Source organism: Nostoc sp. C057, assembly GCF_013393925.1.
GTDB classification, from domain to species: domain Bacteria; phylum Cyanobacteriota; class Cyanobacteriia; order Cyanobacteriales; family Nostocaceae; genus Nostoc; species Nostoc muscorum_A.
Genome location: NZ_CP040281.1, coordinates 6,656,462 through 6,674,109, shown reverse-complemented (window position 1 = coordinate 6,674,109; position 17,648 = coordinate 6,656,462). Strand labels below are relative to the sequence as shown.

Below are 17,648 nucleotides of genomic sequence, written 5' to 3'. Positions count from 1 at the left end.
AATTATTAATAAGATTCGATTATTTCAGGCTATTGGCTACCACCACAGCTATTTGTTGTTAGACATCGCCTTCTATTAGCAAAGAAATAAAACTTTCAGATCCTAAACAAATAAATTGCATAAGTAATGATTTTTGTCAACGGAAGAGTTACCATCTATGCCAGCTTAATAACTTGATTCATAATAAATTACTGCAAAGGAGACGATGTGGAGGGTCGAAAAAGAAATCTCACCATCTTAATGGCTGATGACGATGAAGACGATGGCATCTTGGTTCGTGAGGCATTGGCAGAGAGTCAATTGCCAATTGAACTATACATCGTGAGTAATGGTGAAGAGTTGATGGATTATTTGTACCATCGTGGTCAATATGTAAACAGGAGAAATTTACCACATCCTGGTTTGATTTTATTAGATTTGAATATACCGAGAATTAACGGTCTTGAGGCACTTAAACAGATAAAATCTGACCCCCAACTGCGGCAAATTCCAGTTGTAATACTGACAACATCACGAAGAGAAGAAGATATATATAATACTTACCACTTAGGTGCGAACTCCTTCATCATTAAGCCAGCGCCTTTTGCCTCATTAGTCGAGGTCATGGACACTCTAGTCAAATACTGGTTTGAAATCGTGAAACTACCACTAGAAGCAGTGGGAGAAAAACATGGACAACAGCCCTATCAAAGTTTTGTTCATTGATGATGACGAAGATGACTATATTTTGACTCGTTACTGGTTCAGTGAATTTCACGTAGCAGACTGCGAGTTGGAGTGGGTGAATAATTATGAAGCAGCAAGAAATGCGATCGCTCGCCACCAACATGACGTTTATCTTGTAGACTACCGTTTGGGGCCACACAATGGACTGGAACTTTTGCGCGAAGCAATTGCCAACGGCTGTTCTTCTCCCATAATTTTACTAACTGGTCAGGGCGACTGGGAAATAGATATCGAAGCGATGAAAGCCGGAGCCGCAGATTATCTTGAAAAAAGCCAGTTGACTGCACCTTTGTTAGAGCGTTCTATCCGCTACGCCATCGAGCGCAAACAGACAGAACAGAAAATCCGCGAACAAGCCGCTTTACTAGATGTTGCCACCGATGCAATTTTTGTGCGTGATTTAGACGATAAAATTTTATTTTGGAACAAAGCTGCTGAGAGTCTGTACGGCTGGAAAAAAGAAGAAGTAATTAATAAGAAGACACGATCTCTCTGGCATGAAAAATATCCGTCTAAAGTTCAAGAAGCACTCAGTGTTTTGATGAAAAATGGCTCTTGGGAGGGCGAATTACAGCAAAAAACAAAATCAGGTAAAGAAATTATTGTCGAAAGCCGTTGGACACTAGTGCATGAATTCGGCAATAAAGCACAATCTTTTCTCGTTGTTAACACTGATATCACACAAAAAAAACAACTTGAAGCGCAATTTCTCCGCGCCCAGCGATTGGAAAGCATTGGTACTTTAGCCAGTGGTATCGCCCACGACTTAAATAATATTCTTGCGCCCATTTTGATGACAGCCCAACTCTTAGAAGCACAAGTCCATGATGAGCGTTCTCGGCGACTGTTGCCAATATTGATTACAAACACTAAACGCGGGGCAAATTTAGTCAAGCAAGTATTATCTTTTACTCGTGGGCTTGAAGGCGAGCGCACAATATTGCAATTAAAGCATTTAATAATAGAAATTCAGCAAATTATTAGAGAAACATTTCCCAAATCCATTGAAGTTTCCACTCAAATTTCGCAACATCTTTGGACTGTATCTGGTGATGCCACCCAACTGCATCAGGTACTGATGAATTTATGTGTTAATGCTCGTGACGCTATGCCAAATGGTGGAACTTTGAAAATTTCGGCGGAAAATCTCTTAATTGATGAAAATTACGCCAAGATGCATATCGAAGCTCAAGTTGGTCATCATGTCGTTATTACTGTTACTGATACAGGAATTGGCATTAAATCAGAAATATTAGATCGGATATTTGATCCATTTTTTACTACCAAAAGACTCAATAAAGGTACTGGTCTTGGTCTTTCTACAGTCCTTGGCATTATTAAAAGCCACGGCGGTTTTATCAACGTATGTAGCGAACATAGAAAAGGTAGCCAATTTAAGGTATATTTGCCAGCACAAGAAGCGGCGGAAACTATAGAAGAAGAAGACCAAAGACTACCTTCAGGACAAGGAGAATTAATTTTAGTTGTAGATGATGAGGCTGCCATTCGAGACGTGACAAAAACATCCTTAGAAAGCCATAATTATAAAGCAATGACAGCTAGTGATGGCATTGAAGCAATAGCCTTATATGCAGAACATCGAGATAAAATATCTCTTGTCTTGACTGATATGGTCATGCCGTCTATGGATGGGATAACTACTATCCGCACCCTGCGAAAAATTAATCCAGATGTCAAAATTATTGCCGTCAGCGGACTAACTTCGACTGATAAAGTTAATACAGCCTATGATATGGGTATTAAAGCCTTTTTATCCAAGCCTTATACAGCTAGTCAATTACTGCAAATTATTAGCACAGTTCAAAAGATTTAGGAATTGCAAATTGGGCATGGGGCATTGGGCATTACTAATTTATTTGTCAAACTTGAGAGTTATAATTTAGTGAATCCTAACTTCTAACTTCTAACTCCTAACTATTAAATTCCCCATGACAAAGGATGAAGTCTTAGCGGCTAATGCAGCTTTTTATCGAGCTTTTGAAAGAAAAGATATTGAGATAATGAGTGCCGTATGGTCACAAGGAACTGGTAGTTTTTGTATTCATCCTGGAAGTAATATACTACGAGGTTGGAAGGAGATTCGCATCTCTTGGGAGCAGATATTTAAAAACACCGCTTATATCGAAATAAACACAGATATAATTGCTACAGAAATAGTTGACAATATTGCTTATGTTGTGCTGAGAGAAAATGTATTCCAAGTAGTAGCTGGCAGAAGACTTGAAGCACAATCAACAGCTACAAATATATTTCACTTTCTTAGTGGAAAGTGGTATTTAGTTCATCATCATGGCAGTCCAGTTTTGCGTTAAGGAATGGGGAATGGGGACTAGAGAAGAGTTTTACAATACCCAAGACAAATGACAAATGACAAATGACAAATGACTAATGACTAATGACTAATCAACTCTACTGCATCTCGTCCATCGTAATTTTGTAAGTAAACTTTAACAACTTCCTCTTTAGCAGTAGGTAACTTCTTTCCAATAAAATCTGGGTGGATTGGTAATTCTCGATGGCCCCTGTCTACTAACACGGCTAAACGAATCACCTCTGGTCTACCGTAATCGTTGACTGCATTCAAAGCAGCGCGAATTGTCCGTCCTTTAAAAATCACATCATCCACGAGTACAACCGTTTTCCCCGTAAGGTCAAAAGGAATTTCACTTTTCGTTGGAGTCCGCAATCCAATCTTGTCGAGGTCATCTCGATAAAATGTAATATCCAAAGCGCCAACTGACACAGCTACACCTTCCAGCGTCTCAATCTGACGCGCCAACAATTCGGCTAATAACGCACCCCTGGTATAAATACCAAGAAGCACCAGTTGAGACAAATCACGTGTCCTTTCCACAATTTGAGAGGCGAGGCGAGTTAAGGTACGACGGATTTCTTCGGATGAGAGAATTTCAACGACTTTGGCAGACATAGGGAATAATAAGTTAGGAATGATGAGTTAAAAGTTAGAAGCTTTTATTCTTAACTCCTAAATTTACTTGTTTGGGAGTATTAAGAATATTGCGATCGCTATGCCTAACCATAGCAAAAAACAATATCGAGTTAACTGCAAAGCATTTTGAATAGACGTTGCAGTAATGGGATAAATAGCATCTCCTAGCAGTGGTTTGTACTTAGCTACCCCACGATACCAATTTGTACCTCCCATCTGCACACCCAAAAAAGCAGCATAGACACACTCACTCCAGCCAGAATTGGGACTAGGATCGTTAATTGCATCCCGACGACAAATTCGCCAAACCTGCATTGGTTTACCCGATAACAGCGCCAGAGTCACGACTGTTAACCGACAAGGTAGCCAAGTTAAATAATCTTCTAACCGCGCACAAAACCATCCCAAATAAGTATAGGGTGCTTCTCGGTATCCCACCATTGAATCAAGGGTACTGCTGGCTTTGTATGCTAAAGCTAAGGGAGTTGGCCCCACAATTGGCACAAAGACACCAACAATTGCATAAAAAAGCGGAGCCATGACTCCATCTGTAGCATTTTCTGCAACCGTTTCTAAAACGGCTCGCAAAATTTCTGCTTGTGAGAGGTTTTGGGTATCTCGACCAACGTAATTACTTAAAATCTTTCGAGCTTTCTCCAAATCTCCTGCTGTTAAAGGTTGTAAAACAGCCACTGCTGCGGTTCGCAAACTTCTACCAGCAAAACAACTAGCTAAAAGAATGGAATCAATTGCAATTCCCAACCACGGATGAACCCATCTGGCACTTTGAATAATCAAAAAACCAACAAGACCGCTACCAATTATTAAAATAATCCCTAGTACAATTCCAGCTAGGCGTTGTGTAAGAGGATTTTTACACAATTGGAGAAAAAATTTGCTTAGGCGAGAAATTACCCACCCCATAATTTGTACTGGATGAGGCCAATCCCAAGGATCGCCAATTAAGTAATCTAAAAATGCAGCAATTATTAAGATATAGATGCTATCAGTCATAAGTCATGAGTCAAGGGTCAATCAATTTTGGATTTTGGATTTTGGGTCGCACCTTTGGTGCGCTTCCAGAGCAACTTGGATTTTAGATTGACCCCGACCACGTTAACGTAGCCGTACAAAATCCAAGTACTTGGCTCTGATGGTGCAGCGTTAGCGGTAGCGTACTCCTGCGGGGAAGGAAGCTACGCGCAGCATCTTGTAGAGAGGAATGAGCATCCATAGAAGCGTCGGATTTGAAATTGAGAATTTTCGATTTGTTCCCCTCACGAAAGCGTTGTGGGACTAATTACCGGGTGGGGTATCAACCAAAAAATCTAAAATTCCTAGTCAATATTTAAACTATTGACCGGAGGCGGAGCGTCTCTGGCTCCGCTCTTGACTAAACCACAAAACTAGCTTCTTCCCCAAGTGAAGCTTGCCAGCTACGAGCATCGTAATAAAGGTCTGCCAGAGTAATACTGTACAAAGCTTCTTTGAGCTTTTGGTTGAGTCTTTGCCAAAGGCTAAATGTTACCCAATCTTCAGCTTGTGTAGGTGCTGGGGTGTGATGAGGTAAATGGCTAGTCTCGCCAACTGCTTCTAAAATTTGTCCTATAGATATTTGTGCAGGCTCTCTTGCCAATTGGTATCCGCCGATGCTGCCACGAATTGATTTAACTATTGATGCACGACGCATTTCTATTAGTAGTTTTTCGAGATAAGGAGCAGGGATATCTTGACGTTTAGCGATCGCTCTTACAGATACAGGCCCATATTTTGGCTGTAAACTCAAATCTAGCAACGCCTTTACACTATAGTGTCCTCTGGTAGTTAATTTCATTTTGGCAAGCTTTGTTATTTATCCTTTGTCATTTGTCCTTTGTAAATAACCAATAACCAACGACCAATAACTAAGGATCAGTTTTACTTATCATTCTGTAACTCAATTATCATCCTCAGCAAATAAACAACCTTTTGAGCGTTAGTTTAGAAAACTTAAACAAGTATAGTTTAGCAGTGATTTACAAACTATATATATAGCGATCAGCATTGCCAGCATTCTCTAAAATAGATTGTCTTGACAATATTGTTAATGGCATAACAATTGTGCATCTGAGTGTAATATACTTGGCTAGGTTGAGATAAAAACTAAAGGATTATGTTCCTATTAGCTCAACCTCAGCTAAAATAAAATCGATTCCAACACTTCAAACATCCATTTCTGATCTAAGTTGATGCCTAAACAGAAAAAAATTGAACCCTTACTCGGTGAAGAACTGCTCAAAAAAGTCAAAGAGCTAGAGAGCGAGAGCAAAGAAGACAAAGCCAAGAAGTGCGGCTACTATACCGTTACTAAAAATGGTATAGAGCGCGTCAATATGATGAAGTTCTTAAATGCCCTAATTGATGCTGAAGGAATTCAGTTGGACAGTACACCAAGTGCTAATGGGCGTGGTGGACGTAGTGCTAGCTATAGAATTAGTGTGCAATCGAATGGTAACTTACTTATAGGTTCAGCTTATACAAAACAGATGAATCTGAAACCAGGAGATGAATTTATCATCACTTTAGGCAAAAAACACATTCGTCTGAGACAGGTAGATCCAGAAGATCGGGAAGGTGATGAAGCCATAGAAGCCACAGCTTAATAAATGGTCATTAGTCAATTGTCATTTGTCCTTTGTGAAAACCAATGACTAATGACCAATGACCGATCACTAATGACTAATAACTATATCTGTAGTGGGTAAGACTGGTAAATAGTGGCGAAGTGCCTTGCGCGTAACTGCTAAATTGCAGGTTAAGGCAATTTGCTCTTTTTCTAGTAAACCCAAAATGCGATCGGGTTTGTCTCGTGCTACCACTGGTAATTGATGTAAACCTCGAAGACTCATACGATCTAAAGCTTCAGATAATAGTTCATCTTGCCATGCATAGAGAATTTCAGTAGTACAAATATCTATGAGAGTTTGACTGGATAAATTATCTGGAATTTCAGTTAGTGAATTCGGGTAACTTTGCCAAAGAGCAAGGGCACGGTTAATATCTTCTAGAGAGAGTATACCAACTAATTGCTCGGCTGCATCAATTACTAAAGCACTCCGGGTGCGATCGCGGATCATTTCTACAGCTGCATCTAAAACTCCAAGGGTTGCAGGTAATTTTTTTGGATAGGGGTGCATAGCATCTTCTACCAAAATTTTCTGCACAATTTCCGCTTGTTCATCTTTCAATTCCGAAAGACCAATTTGTTGTAGATTAGAGTTAGAGTTAAAAGTTGGTTTAATCCTTTCTACTAGCCAAACACTCAAACCCACAGCTGCCATCAACGGTAAAACAATGCGATAGTCACGGGTTAATTCAAACAGCATTAAAATAGCCGTTAACGGCGCTCTGACACTAGCAGCTAGTACTGCTGCCATTCCTACCATTGCGTAAGCAGGGGGAGCCGCCATTTGATCGCAAATAGTCGGGAATGCCACAGCTAAAAGTTTGGCATACGCTGAACCAAAAGAAGCACCTAAAAACATGGCTGGTGCAAACAAACCGCCAATGAAACCACTACCCGCACTAATTGCAGTCATCAGTAGTTTCACCACTAACAGCACCACCAACAGGGAGAGTGGAAACTCCACATCTTGAAGCATTGCTTCTACAGTTTCATAACCCACACCCAAAATTTGTGGGAAATGCAAAGCAACTGCGCCAATTATCACACCGCCAATAATTGGATGAATTGGCTCAGGAATTCGTCCCAAAAAGGCAAAACCTCGAACCTTTCCGGCAAAGCAGGCTTTTGCTAAACGAATTAATTGAGTATAAGCCAGAGAAACAAGGCTGGCCCCTAAACCCAAACCAAGATAAAGGGGTAATTCCAAAGGACTGCGAACTTGGTAAGCAGGTAAATCAAAAGCAGGTTGTGTCCCCAAACCAATTTGGGCAATTAATGCTGCTACCACCGCCGCTAATAGCACCACGCTCACCGCAGAAGTAGCGAAAGATGTCGCTCCCATCACCACTTCCAAGGCAAAAAATACTCCAGCAATGGGAGCATTAAATCCCGCCGCCAGTCCAGCAGCCGCGCCAGCACCCAACAACAAACGTTGTCGCTCTTGAGATACATTGAGGATTACAGAGAACAACATCCCAAAATTTGCGCCAATTTCTACACTCGGCCCCTCTGGCCCCAAAGAAGCACCGCTCCCCAAAGAAACAGATGCGGCCAGCATTTTCGTAACTGGTCGTAGTGGTCGCTTAATCTCTGTCCCCTGAGAGGCAGCGATGAGAGATGAAAGTCCAGGGCCAAAGTCTTGAGTGCGCCAGCGCATCAAGCCAACGATTAACCCGCCAAGGGTGGGAACGCAGGCTAAAGTCCAAGCACCCCAGACACCGATTTGACCCATTAAATTTTCCAGCATCAACTGGTGAATCAACTGGATTAAATAGTGAAAGGTGACTACACCCATACCCGTACCACCGCCAATGAGCATGGCTAAAAACAGGACAACTGTTTCTGGGGATGGTTGAAAACGATTAATTAGGTGAGCTAAATGAGCAGAAGGTGTAGGAAATGCAGGTTGTTCCGTTACCTTCCTCAGTTGAGTGGGAGGCAGGAGAGTCATTGAGAGGCGGGGTAAATGTAAGAAAAAATTTAAATTTTTATCTGTTACTTCTCATTGTGAGCCATTATTTAGCAACCAGACAAGTAGACTTTATTTGCTTAATTTACAAAGCTTTAGCAAAAAATGTCATTGTGCAAAATTTTTGTGGGGAGAATGGTTAAATGGGAGACAATTGTTATTTGAGGGGCAAAGATCCCTGGTGGGGTGCGAGTGAGCGCCAACACTATTTTTTCTAGAGACAACAAAGTTTTTGTGGTCTGGGTGGGTACACCTGCAAACATTAACTAGGAGTCATCCTTGCCTAAATCTAGCTATACTCGTGTTGCGACCATTGAGCCATCCTTGGTAGTAATACAATGTATGTATGATTTATGGCTGTTGTCAGACCATACTTGGAAGTCTGCTAAGTATTGATCGATTCAATATAGCTATTCTTATAGAGCGAGTAAATGGACTAGGCGGACGAGGTAAATGAATATACACACCTTTGATAATCATTATGTTACTTGCCCAATTTGCCAAAGAAATGCCACTCCCAAACCAGTTAAAACGCGCATGGGCTTGTTTTGCTGTCCCTATTGCCAGGAAAGGCTAGTAGTTTGCCAAAGCGGTCATTATGTCCGCGATCCATTTACTTGGAGACAACTGATGATTGCTTCGTCGCTACGTCGTCAAAGCCGACCTTTAGCTAGGATTATCAGAGATTTTGTTTTGCTCAAGCGTCCGATGGTAGCCTTGGCTGTAGGAAGTGCCATTTTCTTTAGTGCGATCGCCCTAACTCAAGAAAAGACAAGTTACGAGCGCCAAATCTCTCCTACAACAGAGAAAGTTAATCAACCAGGAAATAAATCTCAGTAAATGGATTAGTTTGGTATAAATCAAATCTTACTTTGATTTTTGTAATATTATAACTAAATACTTTTATGAAACCGTGTCTTATTGCCCCAAATAGGACGCGGTTTTACATATATTTCAGCAAAAAATGTATTTCAATTTACCAAAATATTGGCGATCGCTCTCTTTTCTATTTACTGATATTAGCCTTTTCTAGCTGCTGAACGTGTAATTATTTTTGTTTTCATAGCTTGATATGTTTGGGTATTAAAATGCCACTTTCTGGGTAGATAGCCTTATACATTTACTATTACCAGCATCCTAAATTGCTTTGTGTATGGTTCCCAAAAAATCAATAGCTCAAACATTAAAAGACAAGATTTTCTACAGATAATTCCAAGCTTGATCTTCTACTGAATAGAACCACACTTTCTTTAGTAAGCGGGGTTCCTTCCAGCACCTTCATAGCGCTATGGCGGAGACTCCGACGCTGATAACACTCGTTATACTTGATGACTCGCTAGCGCCAACAGAAAAGATTTGGCTTTGCTGGGCGATCGCTGCGACCCATTGAAATAATCTTGCTGAAAAACGGGAAGACTATGGTTACTCCCTAATAGAGAAATTTCCATGAAAGTCGTGAATAGAAAAATGCTGAAAAAATCTCTGCTTAACTGTTTGATTTTGCCTTTTTCTCTAGTACCTTGGCTGTGCGTGGGAACGCTTTTTGATTCCCAAGTCAATGCTTTACCAGGGCAAAGTACAGAGGAAGTAGGCACTTGGATTAAAGCACATCCTACACTCCGCCCCAGAAGTGGGGAGTTATTGTTTGTGCAAAAGACTGATACTGCTGCTCAACGATTCACTTTTCAAGCGTCGGTATTGCCCCCTGGTAGGGTGCAATTTTCTAAAGACCGTGGCACAATTCGTAGTGAGCGCATTTCTATGTATGATGCCATTAACGGCATGACATTTGCGCGTCTCCAGGAATCCTTGCGGGTGATTTATGGCTTGGAGATTTATCAAGACTACGATCGCGCCCAGGTAGTTTACCAGTATCCCAACCAGAAGGTAGTTAACTCAGCGCGTCTAGCCAAAACTCCCATTCGGGAAGCTTTAAAGGGAGAATTACGAGTAGGCGATCGCTATGTATATTGGGTGGAAATTGCTCAACCCAAGAGTGGCAAAGCTTTTACCGGGCAAATGACGGTTTTGCTCAAAACTGACTTAGACAAGTTAGAAGGTGAACTGCAAATTCGGTAATGGGCATTGGGCATTGGGTATGGGGCATTAATTATTCTTCCTCACTCCCTCATCTTCCTCTGCCCCTGATTTTCCACATACAAGTTACTGAAATGGTGTTCTATAGTTTCCCTAGGCTGATGGGAGCTAGGGTTTGCCATATACCTGAAAAGATACTTTCAGATGCTAAGGAAATTCGTAGCAAATCTTCCTTTAGTAGTGGTGGCCAATCTATGCCAGCTTTACGCCCTGCGGCAAATAGCTGTTGTGCCTTAATGCTTAACTGATAAAGAGCTAAAGCCAGTTCTCGGTCTAGGGTCTTTGCATCTTTAAGGGCTTCAAACACCACTTTCAATGCCAACAAAATTGAAGTGATCTGACCGGGTACCGGCGGTTTCCCCTGTTTCATACGCATTAACAGCGCATCTGGGTTTTCCTCGGTTGTGATTGTCTGATCTATGAGGAGTTTCCGAGCTGTTTCGTAATTCATGTAGTCAGTTTAGCGTACATTTTGCTTCAGCAGTAATACCTAATTAAAAAGTCATAAAATTGGCTTCTAGTTATTTATAGCAATCTCATTTGATTTGTGAAAAGATAAGCTTGGGAAAAATGATGGAGAATTTGCGATGCTATAGGTTAACCAGATAGACTGACATATAATAATATCTTTGAAAAATACGCCCCGCTTGGAATCAGAAGCAAAATGATATCACTGAATTTACTAGAAATTGAGCGCTCAATCCGTGCCTTGTCTGTAGAAGAACAACTTTGGCTACTAGAAAGCATTGCTAGACAAATCAGAGAAAGTGAATATACAAAAGATAAATTTGCTGATGTCACAAATCAGGAAGAAAAACTGCAATTAATGGTTGATGAGCTAAAGATTTCAACAGAAATTGCTGCAATCAATGATGAATTTGCAATTTCTGAAATCCTCTGATACGTAAAAGTAAAAATTATGAGTTTGCCAGATTTAAAAAGTCAAATATACAAGTTATGGGTGAGCGATCGCTTAGAGGATGTTTGAGAAGTTACTAGTTAAGATAACCCCTGCTCTTGAAAGCGGGGTTTTGTACTTGATGCGTAATCCTAATTACGTAAATTATCCGTCTTTCAAGTCACTGCCGACTAGAGTAAGCGTAGCCCAGGTTGAGCTACGCTTATTTTTATCCTGCTTTCAGTAGTGCATTTATTGTCTAATTTGTCAATTAATAAATTCTGAAATAGGACTTAGGAGCAAGCTCCACGGTGATAATTTGTTAACCTCTTGGGTTTTTCTAGCAGCTTCGAGCAACTGGTATTGTTCCAAGCCGAAGAAGTGTAGAGTGTTAAGTGTTAAGCGTTAAATAAAAAAAATTTGAATTTGAGCCTTGGAAGAACAAAAGATAGATAATCAACGACTATTGAGTAGTGATTGTTGACTATTGACTAATGAGCATGAAATTGAGTGTTAAGCACACTGTTGATCAGTGGTTCAACAAAATAGCAAAGAATCCAGCCCTTAGTGCCACGGTGTCGGTTTTGTGGTTAATGGTGGTTGGCTGGATAGCTTTTGGGTGGAATTTGGGCAATATTGGCTTGATTGATGAGACAGAGCCACTTTTTGCCGAAGCTTCCCGCCAGATGTTTGTCACAGGTGATTGGATAACCCCATTTTTCAATGGTGAAACTCGTTTCGATAAACCTGCTTTAATTTACTGGTGTCAGGCGATCGCATATTACATTCTTGGGGTAAATGAGTGGGCAGTACGTCTTCCTTCTGCGATCGCAGCATTTGGCTTAATTTGTTTAGCTTTTTACACCGTACAGTGGTATTTCGCTAAACAAGATGAATTAGAGCAAGTTTCACGTCCTACTCGCCGCTACTTAACATCTTTTATCGCAGCAGCGCTCATGGCACTCAATCCCGAAACTATTATTTGGGCAAGAACGGGTGTCTCAGATATGCTGCTCACCGGATGTATGGCATCAGCTTTGTTGTGTTTCTTTTTAGGTTACGCGGGGAAGGAAGGGAGCAGGGAGCAGGGGAGCAGGGGAGCAGGGGAAGCAGGGGGAGCAGAATTAATAACCAATGCACAATCCCCAATGCCCCATGCCCTATTCCCTAATAAGTGGTACTTGGCTTGTTATGTGCTAATTGCTGGCGCAATTTTGACTAAAGGGCCAGTGGGAATTGTTTTACCAGGGCTAATTGTTGGTGCATTTTTGCTTTACGTGGGAAGGTTTAGAGAGGTATTGCGGGAAATGCGCCTCTTCGTGGGTATACTGATAATTCTAGGTTTGTCAGTGCCCTGGTATGCTTTAGTAATTTGGCGCAATGGCTGGAATTATATTAATGCCTTTTTTGGTTATCACAACCTGGAACGCTTTACAGAAGTAGTTAATGGTCACTCAGCACCTTGGTATTTTTACTTTATAGTAGTGTTGCTGGGTTTTGCGCCATACTCCGTGTATTTACCTATTTCTATAATCAGACTAAAGTTTTGGCAGCGATCGCACTGGCGATCCCTTGAACGTTTTCAGCAGTTTGGTTTATTCGCCTGGATTTGGTTTGCTAGCATCTTTGGCTTTTTCTGCATTGCTGTCACCAAACTGCCTAGTTATGTCTTGCCTTTAATGCCAGCAGCAGCGATCCTAGTGACGCTTTTATGGAGCGACTTTTTCCAGGATACAGAAGACAGACAAACATCTCGTGTTTCTTCCTCCCCCACTCCTCCCCTTTCCCCTACTTTTCTCCGAGTGAGTGGTTGGTTGAATGTAATGTTTTTATCAGTTCTAGCAACAGCACTGTTTAACATAACCCATATATTAGGTACTGACCCAGCTATCAGTAACTTTCACGAACTAATTCAAAAATCTGGTTTACCAGTAATAGCTGGCGTAATGTGGTTGATTTGTGCAATTTTAGTTGCTGGTTTCTTACTGAGCCGCCGATGGAACTACATTATTGGAATTAATTTACTAGGGCTGGTGGCGTTTATAATTTTTGTCTTAACGCCTGCTTCGTTTTTTATTGATCGAGAACGTCAATTACCCTTAAGGGAATTATCTGCGGTCATTCTAGAAGCAAAACAACCAAATGAAGAATTGATCATGCTTGGCTTCAAAAAGCCCAGTGTGGTATTTTACAGCCACATTCATGTAAATTATTTAGGACTTCCTCAAGAGGCTATAGAGCATATTAAAAACCAGGCTGCTAAGGGATTACAACCTCCTTCACTGTTGCTGTTGGCTGAACAGAAAAAGTTTTTACAAATGGAATTACAGCCAGATGATTACAAAAGTTTATCTACCAAAGGTGCTTATAACCTAGTTCGGGTTCCTTTTAAGAAAAAGAAAAATGAAAAAATAAACATATCTTAAATTGTCATTAGTCATTTGTCCTTTGTCCTTTGCGAATAACCAATGACTAATGACTAATGACTAATGACCAATGACCCAATTAACATTTGCCATTGTAACCATTGACTGCTAAGGCTTGATTGATCTGGTCTAATAGGTCTTCCATTGATATTGATCGCGGTAATATTTGGGTAGCGATCGCACCAACCACAGTCTCTATCGATTCCAAGCTATTCTTCTTCTGCTTGTCAATTTCCTTATAAGCTACCCCAACCGAAGAACTGGTGTCTGGGCGATTTAATCGCTGATTTAGTACCAAAATTGGTGGTAATTTATCTGGTGAATCTCCCAATGTTTTCAGGGCTTTTAGCACATCTTTGTGGATAGCGGATTCTCCTAAACAAATTAGTAGTAAATCAACGCTTTGGTGGCGAATTTGTTGTAATACTTCTGCCCAACAAGGACTCATCGCCGCTTTGAAGCCTGCTGTTTGTAAATACTGAATTAAAGCTTGGAACCACTCAGACCCCCTTTCAGCAGTTTCACTACTAATTGAGCAATTTTTTGCTGTCCGATAACCCTTAGCTGGCTTACGTCTTACCTGTGGAAAATCACGCAGCATTGTCAAATCCACAACCAAGATGTTAGGAGGGCAGCAAATACCAGAAGCAATTTGTAGTACTGATAGTAAGGCATCTGTTTTTTCGATGCGACTACCGTTGTCTTTGGTAAATGGTGTTAAGTAAGGATATACAGATAACCCTGGTACTTTAGAAGCCACTAAGGTAGTTGCAACATCGCAAGTAACCAATGGTAGAGCCGCCAAACGTGGGTGCTGGATTAGTTGTTGCAGATAAATTTGGGCGGTGGTACTTTCGACATCTAGTAAAATGACATCAAATTGCCATACCCGTGCCAAAAGTTCTGCTTGATCTAAATCATCTACTTCAATCACCCGATGTTCTCGAAGTGAAGGGTGAGGATTAACCGATTCCAACTGGGGATTCACCAACCTGAGAATTCGTAGTGGGGTTTTAGGTGGGATAATGGCGCTATTTTCCAACCCTACCTGCGGAGCTACTTGGGCAGCACATAATTTTTCGAGAACTGGTGCCAATACCTGATGCTCCACTGGCAAACTTAAGAAACCATCGGCTCGGTTAGCAAATGCTTTGTCCTTTTCGGCCCCCGTTGCGGTAACTATTACAGATATATGACGGGTTGCAGTGTCAGATTTTAGTAAAGTCAACACATCCCAGCCTGAGAGCAGGGGTAGCAACGGATTCAAAAATATCGCTATTGGTTGCAAGCGCCGAGCTTTTTCGACTGCTTCTGTCCCCGATCGCGCAATTACTACCCGATATCCTAAAGATTTGAGTTTTTCGGTCAAGTCTTCAATATATCTGGCTACAGCCTCGACTACTAAGACCAACCGTTGGGAACTCGCGGGATGATGCTGTGTAGGCGTAACGATCTGCTGACGAGTGGCTGCGGTGTTTTCCCGTGTCTGTTGGTGTCGTGTCTTCTCGTCTGCTCTGATTACCATATCTGGCTCTGAAAAGCCTGTTTTCGGGGGACTGGGCGGCAGAAGTAGTGTAAACTGGCTACCTTTTCCTTCACGAGACAAGAAGCTGACATCTCCTCCGTGGAGCCGAGCTAGGGCCCGAGTTAATACTAGCCCCAAACCAGTGCCTTCAAATTGGCGGGTGAGAGGATTTTCTAGTTGTTGGAATTTTTGAAAAATCAGGTGTTGCTGGTGTTCTGGAATGCCAATACCTGTATCCCAAATTGTAAAGGCAATCCATCCTTCCCAACGACTTACCCGCAGCCCAATTTCGCCGGATATTTCAGTGAATTTAAAGGCGTTGGAAAGTAGGTGTACTAGCATCTGGCGCAAGCGCAACTCATCTGCCACCATTTCATCTAAACCTAGTTCAATGGAAAGGCAGAATTGGGGAGCAGATGAACGGGCACTTTCTTGAGTTTGGGATGTTGTTTTAGTAGTTTGAGTGTGGATGGCTTTGGCTTCCGACAGGGCGCGATCGCACACAGCACTAATTTTCACTGGTGTCAGCGTCAAATCCATTTGCCCCGTTTCCATTCGGGTCAAATCTAAAATGTCATTAACCACACTCATCAGGTGGCGGCCACTTTGATGGATTAGTCCCGCATAACGGGCTTGACGCTCGTTAAGTTCTCCCAACTGCTGATCCACCAGCAAACGCGATAATCCTAAAACGGCAGTTAGGGGAGTTTTGAGTTCATGACTAATACAAGCTAAAAACTCGTCCTTCAACCGATTTAGTTGAATTAAATCGGCATTTTTTGCAGCTAACTCTTTGCAAAGCTGCTGCTGTTCAGTTACATCAGTAGCTAAAACTAACCACAAATCATTGCTGAGTAAAACCTCTGACTCAGCACTCATGACTTTAAACTCAGGACTATCTAAAGGAATTTTGGCAAACTGCCAGATTCGCTCCTGACCATTTTGCACTTCCACAACACAGGTACAAGTACCCACTTGACTATCCAAATAGCAGCGACTGTATACAGCATCTGGTGATGCTTCTTGCTGAGTCAGTTCCTCTTCACCACCATATTCATTCTCCCTGCCATTGGGATGAACCTTGATTGCTCGTTGGGTGACATATTCAGATTTTTCGGAGGGCTTAGGGACAAGTATTGCTTCCACTTGTCGCCTAACTCCTTCTGGATCTTTTAAGGCTCCTAATTGTTGCCACCAGGCGGGATTTCGGGCTAACACTTCGCCAGTAGACGTTTGCAACATTAAAGGCCAAGGCAATCTTTCCAGTAACAGTATCAGTGGCTGGTGTCCCAATGATTTTGCTTTATTTGGCGGCTGTACATCAGCATCATGCTCATGGCGCGACCTCTGGATGCCTGAGCTTTGTAAACCAACCATGCGTTCCTTAGCCAGCGATCGCAACAGGCGGGAACTATCCAGCAGACCCAAATATCGACCATCAGAGTCAATCAGCGCCCAATCTAAGTTCTGGTGTTTTTCGGCTTGTGGATAACCCAAGTGCAAGGTTAATTGCTCTACACGCTCAGAAGCTGATATTGTCTGTATTGGCTCAATGAGACCTTGACCCCATGTAGAGAGTGGTTGATGTAAATTTAGATTTTTATTGTCACTATGTGCTAATAATTTTTGGATTAAACGGGCAGAATACAGCAATCCAACGGGGCATTGCTGCTGATTCACTACTACCAAGCGATCGCACTGCTCTTGCTCAAAAATCTCCAGCACTACTGCCAAAGAAGATGTTTGGAGGCAGCTAGCTACGGTTGCCTGAAAGTCAGAAAGCGGGTAATCTAGCATTAACATAGGGCTTTGGGGGTCATTCTTCCTGTGGGAACCTCCGGCATCTCCATCTGCCAACTGTTGATGGTCTTTTCGCCTGAAGCCATATCCTCTAAGAAGACTCATATAAGCAACTCTGGTTATTTCAACGTCATTAAATAAAACAACGGGATTTCCCCTCACGGACACTTGCTTGTGGACGAGTGCATTTTTCCAAGAGGCGACGTTTCTGATTTATAGCAACTAGCCTCCCCAGCGTCTTACTGGTATTTAAACTCCCGATCGATAGTGACGGCTACAACAATTATGGCCCCAAAGATTCGCTTTAGAACCTTGAGGAATTATAATGATTTAGAATCGGACAATCCTTTAAGTTCGTTTAAGTATCTTATCAAGGAGAAAAATTAAAAAATATATCTATTTATATACATAAATACAGATAAGCAAACAATAAATTAGGTAGTGTGTCTGTTTATGGCGACAAATACCTCATCATCAAAAATTTACTAAGTCTTAACACTTAGTCGCTGAATTAAGCTTTTGAGTTGCTAGCACAAGCAGGCATAAATAAATATCCAGTTGAAAAAAGCTA

Annotated in this window: 14 protein-coding genes; 8 read left to right on the top strand and 6 right to left on the bottom strand. The window is 41.6% G+C overall.

The features are described from left to right. Positions 1–240 precede the first annotated feature (240 nt). The 3 genes from FD724_RS28485 to FD724_RS28475 all read left to right on the top strand — a co-directional run bounded on the left by FD724_RS28485 (position 241) and on the right by FD724_RS28475 (position 3,059). Positions 241–705 (top strand): response regulator, encoded by a 465-nt coding sequence (locus tag FD724_RS28485; RefSeq protein WP_372726533.1) that lies wholly within the window; start codon positions 241–243, stop codon positions 703–705. Further along, positions 671–2,560, top strand: coding sequence for a response regulator (locus tag FD724_RS28480; protein ID WP_179074912.1), 1,890 nt, complete (start codon positions 671–673; stop codon positions 2,558–2,560). Before FD724_RS28485 ends, FD724_RS28480 begins: the two co-directional genes overlap by 35 nt. 115 nt (positions 2,561–2,675) lie before the next feature. Further along, positions 2,676–3,059, top strand: coding sequence for a nuclear transport factor 2 family protein (locus FD724_RS28475; protein ID WP_114082468.1), 384 nt, complete (start codon positions 2,676–2,678; stop codon positions 3,057–3,059). Between the two features lie 80 nt (positions 3,060–3,139). Here the strand turns inward: FD724_RS28475 and pyrR are convergent, their stop codons facing one another. From pyrR to FD724_RS28460, 3 genes are all read right to left on the bottom strand, one after another. Beyond that, complete coding sequence (pyrR, locus tag FD724_RS28470) at positions 3,140–3,676, bottom strand: bifunctional pyr operon transcriptional regulator/uracil phosphoribosyltransferase PyrR (protein ID WP_114082469.1); 537 nt, start codon at positions 3,674–3,676, stop codon at positions 3,140–3,142. Between the two features lie 63 nt (positions 3,677–3,739). Next, complete coding sequence (gene cbiB / locus FD724_RS28465; RefSeq protein ID WP_114082470.1) at positions 3,740–4,711, bottom strand: adenosylcobinamide-phosphate synthase CbiB; 972 nt, start codon at positions 4,709–4,711, stop codon at positions 3,740–3,742. A 379-nt stretch (positions 4,712–5,090) separates the two neighbouring features. Further along, the gene (locus FD724_RS28460) at positions 5,091–5,531 is read right to left on the bottom strand and encodes an Rrf2 family transcriptional regulator (protein ID WP_012409421.1); all 441 of its coding nucleotides are present in this window, start codon (positions 5,529–5,531) and stop codon (positions 5,091–5,093) included. A 394-nt stretch (positions 5,532–5,925) separates the two neighbouring features. Between FD724_RS28460 and FD724_RS28455 the strand changes: the two genes are divergently transcribed. Continuing rightward, entirely contained in the window at positions 5,926–6,339 is a 414-nt protein-coding gene (locus FD724_RS28455) for an AbrB family transcriptional regulator (protein ID WP_114082471.1), read from the top strand. 69 nt (positions 6,340–6,408) lie between these two features. Here the strand turns inward: FD724_RS28455 and FD724_RS28450 are convergent, their stop codons facing one another. Beyond that, positions 6,409–8,313 carry a chloride channel protein gene (locus FD724_RS28450; protein WP_179074911.1) on the bottom strand — a complete coding sequence of 635 codons (1,905 nt, stop codon included), beginning with the start codon at positions 8,311–8,313 and terminating at the stop codon, positions 6,409–6,411. A gap of 471 nt (positions 8,314–8,784) precedes the next feature. Here FD724_RS28450 and FD724_RS28445 point away from each other — a divergent pair, with 471 nt between their 5' ends. Both FD724_RS28445 and FD724_RS28440 read left to right on the top strand, forming a co-directional pair. Continuing rightward, entirely contained in the window at positions 8,785–9,171 is a 387-nt protein-coding gene (locus FD724_RS28445) for a hypothetical protein (RefSeq protein WP_114082473.1), read from the top strand. Between the two features lie 627 nt (positions 9,172–9,798). Further along, on the top strand, positions 9,799–10,410 hold the full coding sequence (locus tag FD724_RS28440) for a hypothetical protein (protein ID WP_179074910.1): 612 nt from the start codon (positions 9,799–9,801) through the stop codon (positions 10,408–10,410). A gap of 100 nt (positions 10,411–10,510) precedes the next feature. On the opposite strand, the gene FD724_RS28435 is transcribed toward FD724_RS28440, so the two are convergent. Next, positions 10,511–10,879: a Dethiobiotin synthetase gene (locus FD724_RS28435; protein WP_114082476.1), complete on the bottom strand. Its 369-nt coding sequence runs from the start codon at positions 10,877–10,879 to the stop codon at positions 10,511–10,513. A gap of 213 nt (positions 10,880–11,092) precedes the next feature. Here FD724_RS28435 and FD724_RS28430 point away from each other — a divergent pair, with 213 nt between their 5' ends. Beyond that, positions 11,093–11,329, top strand: coding sequence for a hypothetical protein (locus tag FD724_RS28430; protein WP_179074909.1), 237 nt, complete (start codon positions 11,093–11,095; stop codon positions 11,327–11,329). A 491-nt stretch (positions 11,330–11,820) separates the two neighbouring features. Beyond that, positions 11,821–13,752, top strand: a complete 1,932-nt coding sequence (locus FD724_RS28425) for a glycosyltransferase family 39 protein (protein WP_179074908.1) — start codon at positions 11,821–11,823, stop codon at positions 13,750–13,752. Positions 13,753–13,831: 79 nt separating this feature from the next. Here FD724_RS28425 and FD724_RS28420 read toward each other — a convergent pair whose 3' ends face one another. After that, a complete protein-coding gene (locus tag FD724_RS28420; RefSeq protein WP_372726497.1) occupies positions 13,832–17,182 on the bottom strand; it encodes an ATP-binding protein in 3,351 nt (1,116 codons plus the stop codon). Positions 17,183–17,648 lie beyond the last annotated feature (466 nt).

What these genes read in the sequence shown, in the direction of transcription:
- FD724_RS28445 (WP_114082473.1), top strand. Translation starts at nt 8,785, where the DNA reads ATGAATATACACACCTTTGATAATCATTATGTTACTTGCCCAATTTGC.
- cbiB (WP_114082470.1), bottom strand. Translation starts at nt 4,711, where the DNA reads ATGACTGATAGCATCTATATCTTAATAATTGCTGCATTTTTAGATTAC.
- FD724_RS28420 (WP_372726497.1), bottom strand. Translation starts at nt 17,182, where the DNA reads ATGAGTCTTCTTAGAGGATATGGCTTCAGGCGAAAAGACCATCAACAG.
- FD724_RS28485 (WP_372726533.1), top strand. Translation starts at nt 241, where the DNA reads ATGGCTGATGACGATGAAGACGATGGCATCTTGGTTCGTGAGGCATTG.
- FD724_RS28440 (WP_179074910.1), top strand. Translation starts at nt 9,799, where the DNA reads ATGCTGAAAAAATCTCTGCTTAACTGTTTGATTTTGCCTTTTTCTCTA.
- FD724_RS28455 (WP_114082471.1), top strand. Translation starts at nt 5,926, where the DNA reads ATGCCTAAACAGAAAAAAATTGAACCCTTACTCGGTGAAGAACTGCTC.
- FD724_RS28425 (WP_179074908.1), top strand. Translation starts at nt 11,821, where the DNA reads ATGAGCATGAAATTGAGTGTTAAGCACACTGTTGATCAGTGGTTCAAC.
- pyrR (WP_114082469.1), bottom strand. Translation starts at nt 3,676, where the DNA reads ATGTCTGCCAAAGTCGTTGAAATTCTCTCATCCGAAGAAATCCGTCGT.
- FD724_RS28460 (WP_012409421.1), bottom strand. Translation starts at nt 5,531, where the DNA reads ATGAAATTAACTACCAGAGGACACTATAGTGTAAAGGCGTTGCTAGAT.
- FD724_RS28430 (WP_179074909.1), top strand. Translation starts at nt 11,093, where the DNA reads ATGATATCACTGAATTTACTAGAAATTGAGCGCTCAATCCGTGCCTTG.
- FD724_RS28475 (WP_114082468.1), top strand. Translation starts at nt 2,676, where the DNA reads ATGACAAAGGATGAAGTCTTAGCGGCTAATGCAGCTTTTTATCGAGCT.
- FD724_RS28480 (WP_179074912.1), top strand. Translation starts at nt 671, where the DNA reads ATGGACAACAGCCCTATCAAAGTTTTGTTCATTGATGATGACGAAGAT.
- FD724_RS28450 (WP_179074911.1), bottom strand. Translation starts at nt 8,313, where the DNA reads ATGACTCTCCTGCCTCCCACTCAACTGAGGAAGGTAACGGAACAACCT.
- FD724_RS28435 (WP_114082476.1), bottom strand. Translation starts at nt 10,879, where the DNA reads ATGAATTACGAAACAGCTCGGAAACTCCTCATAGATCAGACAATCACA.